Origin of the sequence: Paracidobacterium acidisoli (assembly GCF_003428625.2) — a bacterium.
GTDB classification, from domain to species: domain Bacteria; phylum Acidobacteriota; class Terriglobia; order Terriglobales; family Acidobacteriaceae; genus Paracidobacterium; species Paracidobacterium acidisoli.
Map to the genome: position 1 here is coordinate 499811 of NZ_QVQT02000002.1, position 14730 is coordinate 514540.

Annotated in this window: 10 protein-coding genes; 7 read left to right on the forward strand and 3 right to left on the reverse strand. The window is 56.4% G+C overall.

Translation table 11 applies throughout. The features are described from left to right. Nucleotides 1-21: 21 nt before the first annotated feature. Nucleotides 22-3354: a TonB-dependent receptor gene (locus D0Y96_RS06010; RefSeq protein ID WP_158562243.1), complete on the reverse strand. Its 3333-nt coding sequence runs from the start codon at nt 3352-3354 to the stop codon at nt 22-24. A gap of 559 nt (nt 3355-3913) precedes the next feature. On the opposite strand from D0Y96_RS06010, the gene D0Y96_RS06015 reads away from it, so the two are divergent. From D0Y96_RS06015 to D0Y96_RS06045, 7 genes are all read left to right on the forward strand, one after another. Further along, complete coding sequence (locus D0Y96_RS06015) at nt 3914-5302, forward strand: APC family permease (RefSeq protein WP_350448980.1); 1389 nt, start codon at nt 3914-3916, stop codon at nt 5300-5302. Continuing rightward, nucleotides 5299-6213, forward strand: coding sequence for a carbohydrate kinase family protein (locus tag D0Y96_RS06020; protein ID WP_117298431.1), 915 nt, complete (start codon nt 5299-5301; stop codon nt 6211-6213). The genes D0Y96_RS06015 and D0Y96_RS06020 overlap by 4 nt, the downstream gene beginning before the upstream one ends. Next, a complete protein-coding gene (locus tag D0Y96_RS06025; RefSeq protein WP_117298432.1) occupies nt 6206-7600 on the forward strand; it encodes a family 4 glycosyl hydrolase in 1395 nt (464 codons plus the stop codon). Before D0Y96_RS06020 ends, D0Y96_RS06025 begins: the two co-directional genes overlap by 8 nt. A gap of 137 nt (nt 7601-7737) precedes the next feature. Next, entirely contained in the window at nt 7738-8745 is a 1008-nt protein-coding gene (locus D0Y96_RS06030) for a LacI family DNA-binding transcriptional regulator (protein WP_117298433.1), read from the forward strand. 182 nt (nt 8746-8927) lie between these two features. Further along, nucleotides 8928-9251 (forward strand): DUF2607 family protein, encoded by a 324-nt coding sequence (locus D0Y96_RS06035; RefSeq protein ID WP_117298434.1) that lies wholly within the window; start codon nt 8928-8930, stop codon nt 9249-9251. 47 nt (nt 9252-9298) lie between these two features. After that, nucleotides 9299-12019 carry a TonB-dependent receptor gene (locus D0Y96_RS06040; RefSeq protein ID WP_117298435.1) on the forward strand — a complete coding sequence of 907 codons (2721 nt, stop codon included), beginning with the start codon at nt 9299-9301 and terminating at the stop codon, nt 12017-12019. A 50-nt stretch (nt 12020-12069) separates the two neighbouring features. Continuing rightward, complete coding sequence (locus D0Y96_RS06045) at nt 12070-12228, forward strand: hypothetical protein (protein WP_158562245.1); 159 nt, start codon at nt 12070-12072, stop codon at nt 12226-12228. Between the two features lie 22 nt (nt 12229-12250). Here D0Y96_RS06045 and D0Y96_RS06050 read toward each other — a convergent pair whose 3' ends face one another. After that, nucleotides 12251-13177, reverse strand: a complete 927-nt coding sequence (locus D0Y96_RS06050; protein ID WP_117298436.1) for an ABC transporter permease — start codon at nt 13175-13177, stop codon at nt 12251-12253. Beyond that, entirely contained in the window at nt 13177-14541 is a 1365-nt protein-coding gene (locus D0Y96_RS06055; protein WP_117298437.1) for a hemolysin family protein, read from the reverse strand. The genes D0Y96_RS06050 and D0Y96_RS06055 overlap by 1 nt, the downstream gene beginning before the upstream one ends. Between the last annotated feature and the right edge of the window lie 189 nt (nt 14542-14730).

Genomic DNA, 14730 nt, shown 5'->3' on the forward strand with positions numbered 1-14730 from the left:
CGGCCGGCCGAATTCGGAATATCAGAAGTAGAATTTTCCCGCGAGCTGGATTTCGCGAGGATCGGTCACCGTTGCACTGCTTTTGCCAAATGCCGCAGGCGGTGAAGACAGGCTCGCCGCAGGATTGGCAAAGCTTGGATGGTTGAACGAGTTAAAGAATTCGCCGCGAATCTCGATCCGGCGCGCCTCTCCCAGAGAAAAGCTTTTGAACAGACTCATGTCCACGTCCTGAATTCCAGGCCCATGAAACATACGCGGACGGCAGTTGCCGAAGTCGCCCTCTGCCGGCACCGCAAATGCCGCGTAGTTGAGAAATGCCCCCGTTGCTCCGCTGCCGGCATAATTTTTCGGGTCAGTCGTTGTTCCGGCATAGGGATCACCCACACAGTTCGGATAGGACTGATGGTTCGAGCCGGTAAAGCTCTCATCCGGCGCCGTAACGTCGAACGGGATTCCGGTCTGGAAGCTGGCAATCACGTTGTATTGCCAGTGTCCAAGCAGACGCGCGGCCATAGAATCGTGATTCAGTACCCAGCCGCCCTGCCCCACGGGTAACTCCCAGACAGCATTTCCCACAAAGCGATGACGTACATCCTGCGGTGAGTTGCTCATCTCCTGGCTGTAGTCATAGGCATTCTGCGGAAACGCATTTCCTGTGAGATTGTCGACGTAATTGGCGAGATTGTGCGACCACGTATAGCTGATCTGATAAGCAAGCCGGTGTGTGAACTGGCGTTTGAGGCTGATTTCCAGGGCCTCATAGTCGGTATTTCCATCATTGGTGCCCAGCTCAAGAAACGCATGCTGCCCCTGCCCCTTTACAGACTGGGAGATCGTGTTGAGATTGGTATAAGGAAACGTAATGATCGGTTCTGCGCCGCTGAATCCGGTGATTACGCCCTGATTCGCGTTTCTCAGACGGTTCATTTTACGGCCCCAGTTGCCTACCCAGGTAAGATTCAGCACAGTGTTCTGGCTGAGTTGGAGCTGCGGTCCAAAGCTGGCCTGCTCCACGTAGCTCGTACGCTCGTTCGGGTCCTGCGCTCTGATTTGCAGCTGCGGAAGGTCGATGCCGAGGGAAGCAAGCTGCTCAGAGGGAAATCCATTCTTCAGCTGAAATACCGGAGTTGTGCTGCCCAGTTGCTGGGATACGGCATCGTCACGCAAAAATGGTGGATTCAGTTCCAGCATCGCTTCCGATCCGATACGGTTCACGAACTGATGGAAGACTCCAAAGCCTCCTCGAAATACCAGCGGCGCAGCAGCATGCCACGCGAACCCAAACCGTGGCGCAAAGTTTGTCCTGTCGGGATGAATGAGTGTTCGTCCATACCATCCGCCATTCGAGGTTGCGGATGCGATCTCTCCGCCGTTGGCGGAACTGAAATTCGATAGCTGGTTCTTCCGATCCAGCCAGAAAGGCGGATACAGCTCGTAGCGGACTCCGTAGTTGATCGTCAGTGTGGGCGAAACGCGCCACGTATCCTGCGCGTAGACAGAGTTGCCGCGCATATAGTTGTTGACCTCAAGATCCGTTTCATAGATGGCCTCTGTAATATCACCGAGCAGAAAGTCGGCCACGCCAAATCCAGGCGTTTGCGTGTAAACGCCCTCCGCAAGAATCACGCCCTGCGGCGCTTCGAGATCGAAGAAGTTCAACGAATTCTCGTGATACTCATAGCCGAACTGCAGGCTGTGATTCCCGATCAGCTTATAAATGTCATCGGCAAACTGCCATACCTGGGCCACCTGAAACTGCGGTCTGTAAATAGAAGAACCCAGTGTCGTCAGGCCGAAGTCATACATTGGAGGTAAGCCGGCCGTCTCCGGATTGACAGGAATGCCGGTCAGCCCAAACTGGGGTGCAGCCGATTGTCCGAGGGTCAGTCCCACGGGATCGCTGTGCGAGTAGTCGCGGAGAAACCCGAAGTGCGCCGAATTCACCAGCGAAGACGACGGTGTATAAACCCAGCCGAGCGCAAGGGACTGGTCATGCAGAATGTACTGCGTCGAGAAGTCGCCGTTTCCTGCAAGCGGATTGGCTGTCCATAACGGAGACTGATAATCGGACAGATCGTAGCTGTAGCGTCCAAATATCTGATGGTGCCTGTTGAATGTGTGGTCGACTCTGCCCGTCACAATTTCGGTGTTATTCGGAACTGACGTTACGTACTGGTAGTTTGGATTGCCCGTAAAATCTGTCGCAAAATTCGGTCCGTAATTCGGGTCAGGATAGAGCGCCATGAGCTTCGCTCCTACCTGATCGATGCATCCTGGCTGGATCACATCATCAACAATGCAGCCTGACTGGCCATTCGCCACGGCATTCAGGTTATAGGTACCGCTCAGTGCGCTGAAATCGCCGCTCTTCATCGCCGCCGTAGGCACAATGGATGTCACCGTCTGTGCTGTGCTGCTGCGCAGCCCCTGATAGGCACCGAAAAAGAATGTCCTGTCTTTTATGATGGGACCGCCGATCGTTCCACCAAACTGGTTCTGACTGAAATGCCCCTTCGCTACTCCGCTGTTGTTATTGAACCAGGTATTCGCATCGAGTGCGCTGTTACGCAGATAATCCCAGACATCGCCATGAAACTGATTCGTGCCCGACCTGGTTGAGGCGTTCACAACCGCGCCTGCTGAAGTTCCAAACTCCGTCGAGTAGGTTCGTGTCTGAATGCGAAACTCCTGGAGCGCATCCGGAGGCGGCACCACAGCCTGCGTCGACTGTTCCTGCAGATTTTCGGATCCGGTATTGTTGTCGATACCGTCCAGCGAGAAGTAGTTCTGCAGCTCAAGATTGCCATTCGCGCTGAAGCGGCCTTCCGCGGGATTTGCAACCTCGGAGTCCGGATTGTGATAAACCCCAGGCTCCAGCAGGGCAAGCTGATCGTAATTGCGTCCATTCAACGGAAGATCGTTGATCTGTCTGCTTTCAATCACGCCGCCCACATCCGCTGTTTGTGTCTGCAGGACCTGGCTGGCGGAGCTTACCTGTATCTCCTGCTGAACCTGGCCGACGCTGAGACTAAAGTCAGCCTGCGCTCTGGTCTGCACGTTGACCCGAATTCCATGCTCCACAGCAGGCGAAAATCCGGCGGCTGTTACCCTGACGTCGTATGTATCAGGAATGAGAGCAAGTACGACATACGTTCCATCGGAGTTTGTAACAACCGGTGTGACGACATTGGTCGATGTATTGACTACCTCAACCTTTGCCCCGGGAATCGCGCCTCCGGTTGCGTCACGCACGGTTCCTGTGACAGAGCCTGTATCAATCTGCGCCGATACCTGTATCGACATCAGAAACAAAAGAATAGACAGCCCGCTCAGAATGCGGCCCGTTTTTCGCATTCCGCCTGTAAACAGTCCGGGAATCTGCATCTACGGCCTCCGCCAGAAAACAAGGTGAATCATTTTCAGAAACAGCAGTTTCCTGAACTGCTGATCGAAAAACACAACAAGGGATACTACAGGGATTAATATTGAAAATCAGAAAGTGGGCCCCGCGCTGCGGCTTTCCTCGCGGCTCAGATACGTCAAAGCATGCAGAGGGGCGATCGCTGAAAGGCGTGCCGGTATGCAGAAATCGATATCGAAGATTCCCTGCTGTATACGCTGCTTTCCGCGTCATGATGACCTCTGCACGACCGGCAAATTGAAAGCAGCAACGAAAATACGTTAGCGCTTACGACGTTGGCAAGAGAAAATTTTAACGAAAGTTCAACATTTGCCGCGATTTTCTGAGCGTGATAGATTCTTCCCTTATCTGAATGGGTTGAGGCGCACCGTCATGCCTTGAATTATGCCGTGCCAGGCGAAATAAGCCGCGGGCTGCCTGTTCATGACGTAAGCGATGAAGTGATATGCTGGCGGTTTCTGGGGCAGCCATGCAGAACTCTGTGAGTCTCGGGTGAGCGGACCTCGCCCTCCATCGGAAATCGATCTGTCATCGCGGCATGGCTATCGCTCTGCGATGAAGCAGGGTATCGATCTTAAAGGCGCCATTTCAGCCAACGTGCTGAACATGATCGGGGTTGGTCCTTTTCTTACCATTCCTCTCGCACTGACAGCCATGGGCGGCCCTCAGGCTATGTTCGGGTGGATTCTCGGAGCACTGATCTCCCTTTGCGATGGACTGGTCTGGGCTGAGCTTGGTTCGGCCATGCCCCGATCCGGAGGCCCTTACTATTACCTTCTTGAAGCCTTCGGCCCAAACAGTCTGGGACGCCTTGTCAGCTTCCTGTTTCTCTGGCAATCGATGCTGATCGGCCCCATTTCCATCGCCTCGGGAGCCGTCGGCTTTTCCCAGTACACGAAATATATCGCTCCCGGTCTGCACGGCTGGCAGTTGCCCGCACTCGCCGCCCTGGTCTGCCTGCTGAATACAGTTCTGCTTCTGCGCAGAATCGAATCCATCAACGGCCTTTCCATTCTGATCGCAGTCGTTGTCTTTGCCACCGGCGGCTGGATTCTTCTCAGCGGTGTGCTGCACTTTCACGCGGCGCTGGCGTTTGATTTTCCAGCCGGGGCTTTTCATCTTTCACACAGCTTCTGGACAGGCCTCGGAGCCGCGACCCTGATAGCCGTCTACGATTACGGCGGCTATTACAACGTCTGCATGATTGGAGAAGAAGTACGATCACCGCGGAAGACCATTCCGCGCTCGATCCTTATCTCCATCTGCCTTGTCGCCGTTCTGTATCTCGCCATGAATATCTCAATACTTGGCGTGATTCCCTGGCGTGAGGCAATGCATTCGGAAGCCATTGTCGCGCTCTTTATGGACCACATCTATGGCCTGATCGGAGCACGCATCGTCTCGGTTCTTATTCTTGTTGCAACCTTCGGCTCGGTCTTCGCCATTCTGCTTGGGTTCTCGCGTGTTCCCTACGCTGCCGCGGCCGATGGACACTTCTTCTCGGTGTTCAGCAAGCTGCATCCAAAGGGGAAATACCCTGCGATCGCCGTGATCACCATGGGCACTCTCTCCGCTCTGGCATGCATCTTCAGCCTGAGCGATCTCATCAGCACCCTGATCGTGGTGCAGACGATGCTGCAGTTCGCTGCGCAGTGCATTGCCGTCATCCTCTTGCGGAAGCGCTTCAAAGACGATCCGTCGTGCTTCCACATGCCCCTGTTTCCACTGCCGGCCATCATTGCTTTGTGCGGCTGGGGATATATCGTTATCACCAGCGGTCTTCGATATATCAGCATCGGTCTTCTGCTGATGGCGCTGGGAATTGCTGCTTACCTTTTACGATCGTTCAAGGCGCGCGAATGGCCCTTCAGGACAGCATGACAAAACAATGGGACGTTGCCGTCGCCGGTGAAATATTCGCCGATCATATCTTCGCCGGCTTTGAAAAGTGGCCGCAGCCGGGCGAAGAGCTTTTTACTGACAGCTATGCGCGTGAGGTCGGTGGAGGCGCTGCGATTACAGCCTGTGCGCTGGCACGTCTGGGACGCAGTGCAGCGGTCTTCGGCGTTATTGGGAAGGAAGACGGCTGGATTCAACATCGCTTTGCCGATTTTGGCGTAGCTTCCGATGGTCTGCGCAGTACGGAAGGTGGCACCGCAGTTACGGTAAGTATCTCCACCCGGGAAGACCGCTCTTTCTTCACCTGGCCAGGTGCGAATAAAGATCTTCGTGAGTATCTGCGCAGCCCGCAGACCAAAGTACTTCTGGAACGCGCCAGGCACGTCCACTTCGCAATGACACTCAGCCGCCCGCTCGCGCTGGAGCTGTTGCCGCCTCTCCGCAGCGCCGGATGCACGATTTCCATCGATCCGGGGCATCATCCCGAATGGCTGAGAAATCGGGACAACTGGCAGACATGCAGTGAGTGTGATTTTTTTCTGCCCAATGAACTGGAGGGCAGAATTATGACCGGCGAACAGAGCGCAGAAAAGATGCTCGCCGTGCTGACTGGTTCCGGCATCCGTGGAAGCGTGATCAAGCTGGGACGCGCCGGAGCTGCCATGATGACAGACGGCCTCGTCTGCCATGCTTCGGCTCCGGCGGTTGAAGCAGTGGATACCACAGGCGCGGGTGATGCCTTCGACGCCGGATTCATCGATGCATTTCTTGATGGCGCGGCTCCATCGGAAATGATCCGCCGCGCCTGCATTTGCGGTTCCCTTTCCACACGCCGTACAGGCGCGCTTGCTGCCCTTCCCGGGCGAGAGGAGCTGAACAGATTTCATGAGTAAAGCAGCCAGCAATAAAATCGCGCTGATCGGCGGAGGAGGAGTACGTACTCCACTCGTCATCTTCGGTATTCAGGAATCGGCTCAGGCCCTGCACGCCGACGAGCTGGTCCTGTTTGACCCTGATGCCGAGCGCGTCCGCATTATGGCCGATCTTGGCCGAGGCATCGTAGCTCGCGAAGGCGGAAGTCTGCGTATTCGCATTGCTGCGTCCGCTGAGGACGCCATCGCCGGCGCCGGATTTGTTCTCAGCAGCCTTCGCGTAGGCGGCATTGCCTCTCGCGCGCAGGACGAACGTATCGCTCTTGCGCATGGCTATCCTGGTCAGGAAACTACCGGCCCCGGCGGCTTTGCCATGGGCCTTCGTACGGTGAATGCATCGATCGGTTATGCGCGTCTGATGGAAAAGCACAGCCCCGACGGCTGGCTGATCAACTTCACCAATCCCGCCGGTATGATCACGCAGGCAATCTCCCATCACACCGGGGTGAAGGTTGTCGGCATCTGCGACACTCCGATTGAGTTGTTTCATCGAATCGCAACGGCACTTCAGGCGCCGCCGGAGCGCGTCCGCTGCGATTACATGGGGCTCAATCATCTGGGCTGGGTGCATCGAATCCGGCTCGATGGGAAAGATGTATTGCAGGATCTGCTTGGAGACAACCGCGCACTGGGAGAGCTCTATCCCGGCAACCTCTTTGATCCTGATTTATTGAGAAGCCTTCAGATGCTTCCCACCGAATACCTCTATTTCTATTACTGCCGCCGCCGGGCTTTGGCGAATCAGCGCGCGGCTGGCACCACACGGGGCGAAGAAGTGGCGCGTCTGAATGAACGGCTTCTGGCTGAGCTGGCGGGATATCTGCAGTCCGGACAGATAAAAGAAGCCATCGCTGCCTATACTGCCTATCTCAATCAGCGATCAGGCTCTTATATGAAGCTGGAAGCGAGCGCAGGTTCGGCCTTTGACGAAAAAGTTGATCCGGAGCAGGATCCTTTCCGTACGGCTACCGGCTACCATCGCATCGCGCTCGATGTTATGAATGCCTTAATCGGTGCAACACCGCGGCGAATCGTGGTCAATGTCCCCAACCGCGGCGCCATTACAGATATCGGAGATGAGGACATCGTGGAAGTACCCTGTACGATCTCCGATAACAGCATTCAGCCCGAGGCATGCGGAGCTCTGCCCGAAGCAGCGCGTGGTCTGGTTCTCTCCGTCAAGGCCTACGAGCGCGCCGTGATTCAGGCGGCGCTGTCAGGCTCCGCATTGACCGCACGGAAGGCCATGCTGCTTTATCCGCCCATTGGAGAATGGGAGCCGTCTGAGACATTGTTGGAGGACATTCTTAAAGACAGCTCCACCAGACAGAATTTTGGTCATCCCTGAGCCGAAGGAGACTTTGATACGCACAGGATGCCCGGATTAGTTGCTGTGCTATTCTCCGGATAATTACACGAGCAAACTCCCGTTCTTAACCGCAGACTTTCGTTCAGGAGTTATTTGTTGCTGAGGGAGCATTCTCCATGCCTGTTCGCCTGAAAGATATCGCCAGAGACCTTGGGGTTTCCGTCGTTACCGTCTCAAAGGTTCTGCGTGGCAGCAGCGACATCGGAGAAAAGACCCGCAACCGCGTATTGAAGCGCATGCGGGAGCTGGACTATCGGCCGAATCTTATGGCTCGCGGACTCGCCAGCGGCCGTACCTATACGGCGGGCCTGGTTGTTCCTGACCTTGTACAACCCTATTTCGCGGAGCTTGCAAAGGCCATCAGCGGCGTTCTTCGTACTGCAGGCCGCGCGCTCATTTTGACCAGCTCTGAGGATGACCCGCAGATCGAGCATAGTGAGATCCGAACTCTCCTCTCACGCGGAGTCGATGTTTTACTGATTGCTTCCTGCCAGAGGAACCTCAAAAACTTCTACAGGCTCGGCGATCAGCACGTTCCCTATATATTGCTGGACCGCAACTTCCCGCAGCTAGCCGCGAACTTCGTGGGCATCGACGACTTTCGCGCAGGTGAAATTGCCACCGATCATCTGCTCCAGTCCGGCCGCAGACGCATCGCCCACATCGCCGGCACACGCATTCATCCTTCTCTCGAGCGTCTGCGTGGTTATCGGCAGGCCCTTACAAACTGCAACCTGGCTCCGCCTGAAAGTTATGTGATCATGCACGATCATCTCGAGGAGAAAGGCGACGCGGTGGGCTATCGGAGCATGCAGGATCTTCTGCGCCTGAAGAAGAAGCCGGACGCGGTCTTTTGTTACAACGACCTCGCCGCCATTGGAGCCATGCAGGCAGCCGATGAAGCCGGCGTCAGAATCCCCGAAGATATCGCCTTTGTGGGCTGCGGCAACGTCAGCTATTCCACCCATCTCCGCCATCCACTTACCTCAATCGATCAGTCGATCCCGGAACTGGGCAGGATCGCCGGCGAACTGGCTCTGTCTCTTGATCAGGATAGCGAGCAGGCCCCGCAGACAGTGTTGCTCGAGCCAAAACTGATCGTGCGCAGCTCATCGGCACTTTGATCCTGTAAATAACAAAAGCCGGGATCTTTCCTTCGCCCTGCTTCCGTGGCATCCCTCTATCTGCAGGCTCTCCACGCAATACCGCTTTCAGCGGTTGCGCCAACGGCAATCCGGGCCTTACTTCGATGCGTTTGAGCCGGCAGTTTTGCCCGTACCCCTTGTTCAGGCTATATTCATAGTGAATGCGTGCACTTTCCACAGTACGGCGGTCACAGTATTCCTGGGCAGGATGGCTCGGGATCTTCTGCATCCTGCTCGTGCTGATGACGGGTGTGATTCAGGTCACGCATTACCATGCTTCCGGCACCTCCGGTCAGGTCGATCACGATTGCTCGCTGTGCGTTACAGCGCACAACGTGGTACAGGCAGTCACGCTGATCACTCTGGCTGTCACCTCACAGCCTGTCGCTCCTCTCGTCTCGGAAGCATCCCAGCCGATCCCTCGTCAGCGGCTGATTCTCAAGCTCGCCAATCGTCCTCCGCCTGTAATTTCTGTTTCCGCATAGACAGAAGTTCAAGTTAGGCCCAATACAACGGATATCGGAGGTCGTATATGCGCACGTTCGTACGTGGCGCTGCTTTCTTTCGCTTCTTTTGCCTCTTCTGCGTGGGGTATGCGCTCACGCTTTCTGCTCAGTCCATCAGCAATTCAGGCTCGATCAGCGGTACGGTAACTGATCCCAGTGGAGCTTTGGTTCCCGGTGCGGCCGTTACCATTCAGAATCCGGTCAGCCAGTATCAGAAAAGCGCCACAACCGACAGCGCAGGATATTTTCAGTTTACGAACGTCCCCTTCAATCCCTATCACCTTACGGTAGTCGCGAAGGGCTTCGGCGCAGCCGTGCAGGACGTCGATGTGCGCTCCGGCGTGCCGGTGACCGTCCCCATTCACCTCGCGATTTCCGGCGGATCGAGCACGGTGGTGGTCGAAGGCGGCAGCGATCTGGTGGAGAACGATTCCACCATGCATACCGACGTGGATCGAAAGCTGATGGATAAGCTTCCTCTGGAAAGCCAGTCCTCCTCGGTAAGCTCTCTGGTCACGCTCGCATCGCCCGGCGTGGCGGCCGACTCGAATGGCATGTTTCACGGGCTGGGAGATCATGCGGAGAACTCGTTCTCTGTCGATGGCCAGCCGATCACCGATCAGCAGAGCAAAGTCTTCTCCAATCAGATTCCCTCTTCTTCCATTCAGTCCATTCAGGTCATCGACGGTGCTCCACCTGCTGAGTATGGAGACAAGACGAGCCTGGTCATCCAGGTAACGACTCGCTCCGGGCAGGGAGTCACCAGGCCAACCGGATCTATCTACAGCTCCTACGGTTCCTTTGGAGCGGCCACGGCCGGCTTCGATCTTAGCTACGGCAAGCAGAACTGGGGCAATTTCATTGCTCTCGATACCCAGAAGTCCAGCCGGTTTCTCGATCCGCCGGAGTTCACTGTTTTTCATGACAAGGGCAACGAGGAAAACGTCTTCGACCGCGTGGACTATCAGGTCCGCCCCGGCGATTCGTTTCACCTGAACCTGAACTATTCGCGATCGTGGTTTCAGACACCCAATACTTATGACAATCTGAACATTGGCGTAACCAGTCCAATCGATCCGACACAGTCTGTCGGCGCGACCGATCAGCGGTCGAAGATTGGCACTTTCGATATAGCGCCAAGTTATACGAAGCTGCTCAATCAGTACTCGGTACTCAATCTGGGCGTTTTCGTCAGAAAAGATCTGTACAACTACTACCCCAGTGGCAATCCGTTTGCGGACCTTGGCCCGCCTAACCTTCAGCGGGAAACAATCGGACAGAATCGCTCGCTGCTGAACTATGGTGTTCACGGAGATATCTCCTTCGCAAAGGGTATTCACAATGCGAAGGCCGGCGTCATGTATTCGCAGACGCCCCTGCGTGAGAACGACCAGCTCGGCATTGTGGATTACACGCTGAATGCTCCCTGTCTCGATCAGAGCGGCGCTCCGGTACAGGGTTACAGCTCCCCCTCGCAATGCGCCGGGGCGGGATATGCAGCGAACGGCAGCTTCAATCCCAATCTGCTGCCGTATGACCTCACCCGTGGCGGAGGATTGTTCGACTTCAGTGGACGCACAGATGTGAAGGAGCTGGCTCTCTACATCGAGGACCAGATCACCGAAGGAAACTGGCTCTTCAACCTGGGCATTCGCGGCGATCTGTATAACGGTCTCACCGTTGCTCGTCAGGCCGAGCCGCGGCTTGGCCTCGCTTACAGCATCAAGCGCACTAACACCGTTCTGCGCACTTCATACGCGCGTACGCTCGAAACACCGTTCAACGAAAACCTTGTGCTTTCGAATAACGGCTGCAACAGCGACGTACTCGCCCCGCTGCTCGCCTGCGCCGGTCAGAATAATACGCTGAACCCTGGCTATCGCAATGAGTTCCATGCCGGGTTGCAGCAGGCGCTCGGAAGACACTTCGTCTTCAGTGGCGATTACATCTGGAAGTACACACACAACGCCTACGATTTCAGCGTGCTTGGCAATACACCCATTACCTTTCCAATCGAATGGCATAACTCGAAGATTCCCGGATTTGCACTGCGGGCTGATCTGACGCAGGTACATAATTTCAGCGCTTATGTGGTGATGTCGTCCGTGGCGGCACGCTTTTTCCCGCCACAGATCGGCGGCGCGGGCTCTACTGTGGGCGCCAGCGGCCTGCCGTTCCGTATCGATCACGACGAGCGCTACAACGAAACGACTCACATGCAGTATCAGCTGCCTGGAAGATACAGCCCCTGGTACAGCTTCAACTGGCGATTCGACAGCGGCCTGGTTGCCGGGTCCGTTCCCTGCTACAACGTCACCGATTCCAACACCAGCTGCGCAGGCACGTCAACGACGCTCAATGGAGCGCCGGCGATTGATCTGAGCGGACTGACTGCGGATCAGGAGTTCGAAGCAGGCCTGATGTGTAACGGTATCCGCGCCACGCCTACGCAGGCTTTGCCAACTCCCTGCCCTGCGTCTGAGCTGACCTCGAATCTGGTCAAGGTTCCCGCGCCGAATACGGAGGACGACGATAAAAATCCTCCGCGTATTCAGCCGCGAGATCTGTTTGACATGGCTCTCGGCGAAGACAATCTCTTCCACGGGGACCGCTACAAATGGGGCGCGCGTGTGACGGCCATCAACGTAACCAATAAATACGCGCTCTATAACTTCCTTTCCACGTTCAGCGGCACGCATTATGTAACACCGCGCGCCATTACCGGGCAAATTACTTTCTCATTCTGAGCTGGAGCCGGAGCGGCGCTCGCCGTCTCCGGCTCTTTCATGCAAACTGTATGGCCAAAGTAAAGATGCTGCACCTGGGCAGTCGAAAACGGCTGCGGCAGATTCGCTGGAAACGTCCTGAGATCATCCATGCTCTTCTGCTGGCACTTGTGCTGGCCGCCTTCTGCACCTGGCTGGTGTGGTGGGTACAGAAGCTGCACTTCGACTAAGAAACCATCGCGCTGACTGGGATCAGTCCCGAATGCGTGGATTCACGACCATATAGAGGACATCCGTGAAGAGGTTGACCAGCACATAGGTCAGTCCGACAGCAAGGATACATCCCTGAAGAAGCGGGTAATCCCGATTGGAGATGGCCGATACCGTAAGGCGTCCGATGCCCGGCCAGCTGAAGATAGTCTCCGTAACAATAGCTCCCGCCAGCAGAGCGCCGAACTGAAGGCCGACCAGCGTAACGATCGGAATCAGCGCGTTATGCAGAGCGTGCTTATACACGACCGTGCGCTCCGGTAATCCCTTGGCGCGCGCCGTGCGAATGTAGTCCTGCCCCAGTTCTTCCAGCATTGCAGTGCGCACCATGCGAGTCAGAATGGCCGCAAGCGCAGTCCCCATCGTAATTGTGGGCAAAATCAGATGCGACAGATCGCCTGCTCCGCTGACCGGCAGCCATCCCAGTTTGATGGAGATGAGCAGAATAAGGATCGGTCCCGATGCAAAGCCTGGTATGGACAGCCCAAGCAGGCTCACCACTCCGATGCTCTGGTCCTGCCATCGATTACGGCGCAGCGCCGCAGCGACTCCGGCAGGAATGGAAAGCAGCATCCCCAGCAGCACAGAAGCTGCCGTCAGCTCCGCCGTATAAGGATAGCGCGTCAGCACGAGGTGAGCGACAGAGTCGTTGAGCCGGATCGAGCGGCCGAAATCGCCGTGAAGAACCCGCATCCAGTAATGCACGTACTGGTGGCCCAAAGGCTGATCCAGCCCGTATGCATGACGCAGCGCGGCAATGTCCGTGGTGCGCGCACCTTCGCCCAGCATCTGCTCGACCGGATCACCAGGGACAAGATGAATCAGCAGAAACACGACGGACACCACAAGCCAGAGCACAGGCAGGGTCCAGGCAAGGCGCTGCAGCAGCGCTTTAAGAAGCTTTGGCATCAGCCGGCTTTCTCCGTCACCGACTGCGTCGCCAGGTTTTCGATGCGTACTTTGCTGATACGATGGCCGCTCATTTCGAGCACAGTGAGCCGCCGGCCATCGTACTCAATGCTCTCGCCGCCTTCAGGAATGCGTCCGAGACAGGTCAGCAGAAATCCCGCCAGCGTTTCGACGCCGCTTTCTCGCGGAAGATGCCAGCGCATCTGCGTCTCCAGATCGCGCAGGTTCACGCTGCCATCCAGCACCATGCCGCCGCCGGCTGTCGTAAGAACGGTGCGCGCAGCAATATCGAACTCATCCTCTACCTCGCCAATCAGCTGCTCGATGGCGTCCTCTACGGTGACCAGGCCAACCGTCGAACCAAACTCATCGACGACGATTGCAAGATGACGGCGGCGCTGCTGAAATTCATGCAGCAGGTCCGGCACCGGCTTCGTTTCAGGAACCACGAGGATTTCGCGCATCACCTGATTCAGGCGTATGTCGCTGAAGGGCGCGCTGGCGAAGCGGGTTTTGGCGGAGGCCCGGAAGTGCATCAGACGGCTGACATCCTTGGAATAGACCACGCCGATAATGTACTCAGGACCACGAGCCGGATCATAAACAGGAATGCGGGAGTGAAGCTCCTCGACAATGCGGGCGCTGGCTTCTTCGACCAGCATATCAATCGGCAGCGAGAAGATACGCCGGCGCGGCGTCATAATCTCGCGCACCACTACGTGATTGATCTCGACGGCTCGATGAATGAGCGCTTCCTGAAATTCGGGAAGAATACCCATGCGGCGCGCGGCGGTGGCCATCAGTTTCAGCTCTTCCGGGGAGTGCACGGCATTTTCGTAAGCCATAGGAGCACGAAAAATGCGCAATACCAGCTCCGCTGAGCGATTCATTAAGCGAACGATGGGCCGGGTAAGACGAATGAACGCATCCATCGGGCCCGAGATGCCCACTGCCATCTGCTCTGCACGGCGCAGCGCCAGGGATTTCGGCACCAGCTCGCCAAGCAGAACGTGAAAGTATGTGATGAACGCAAACGCAACCACAACCGCCGCCAGATGCGCGTAGACACGCGAGTGCGGCAGCACGCGCAGCCAGGGCTCAAAGATCTCCGCAACCACCGGCTCGCCGATCCAGCCAAGAGCAAGGCTGCACAGCGTTACCCCAAGCTGAACCGCGGGAAGAAAGTCGCCAAGATTCTCCTGGAGCCGGCGCACGGCGCGCGCCCCAGGATGGCGCTGCGCAATCAGCTGCTCGATCCGGGTCTCCCGCACGCTGACCAGCGCGAACTCGGCCGCCACGAAGAAGCCATTGGCCAGAATGAGCACCACGATGGCAACGCCATGAAAGAGAAGAAATTCCGACATGTGCTTCAAAGTCTAGAGCATTTCCTGACTCTGGCGCATCGGGTTATTCCATATATGCGTTCAGAAAAGCAGGGGAAACGTTGCTCAGAAGACCATATCTGTGCGGAATGGCAGTGCGGCTGTAGAAAAGCCGGGAGGAATGTACTACGGGAAAGCTGCTCCCTGGCTCTCTGTGCCGGAGAACCAGGG

Bases quoted from the DNA above. Each gene is read 5' to 3' on its own strand.
- D0Y96_RS06010 (WP_158562243.1), bottom strand. From the start codon at position 3,354: ATGCGAAAAACGGGCCGCATTCTGAGCGGGCTGTCTATTCTTTTGTTT.
- D0Y96_RS06020 (WP_117298431.1), top strand. From the start codon at position 5,299: ATGACAAAACAATGGGACGTTGCCGTCGCCGGTGAAATATTCGCCGAT.
- D0Y96_RS06025 (WP_117298432.1), top strand. From the start codon at position 6,206: ATGAGTAAAGCAGCCAGCAATAAAATCGCGCTGATCGGCGGAGGAGGA.
- D0Y96_RS06030 (WP_117298433.1), top strand. From the start codon at position 7,738: ATGCCTGTTCGCCTGAAAGATATCGCCAGAGACCTTGGGGTTTCCGTC.
- D0Y96_RS06035 (WP_117298434.1), top strand. From the start codon at position 8,928: ATGCGTGCACTTTCCACAGTACGGCGGTCACAGTATTCCTGGGCAGGA.
- D0Y96_RS06040 (WP_117298435.1), top strand. From the start codon at position 9,299: ATGCGCACGTTCGTACGTGGCGCTGCTTTCTTTCGCTTCTTTTGCCTC.
- D0Y96_RS06045 (WP_158562245.1), top strand. From the start codon at position 12,070: ATGGCCAAAGTAAAGATGCTGCACCTGGGCAGTCGAAAACGGCTGCGG.
- D0Y96_RS06050 (WP_117298436.1), bottom strand. From the start codon at position 13,177: ATGCCAAAGCTTCTTAAAGCGCTGCTGCAGCGCCTTGCCTGGACCCTG.
- D0Y96_RS06055 (WP_117298437.1), bottom strand. From the start codon at position 14,541: ATGTCGGAATTTCTTCTCTTTCATGGCGTTGCCATCGTGGTGCTCATT.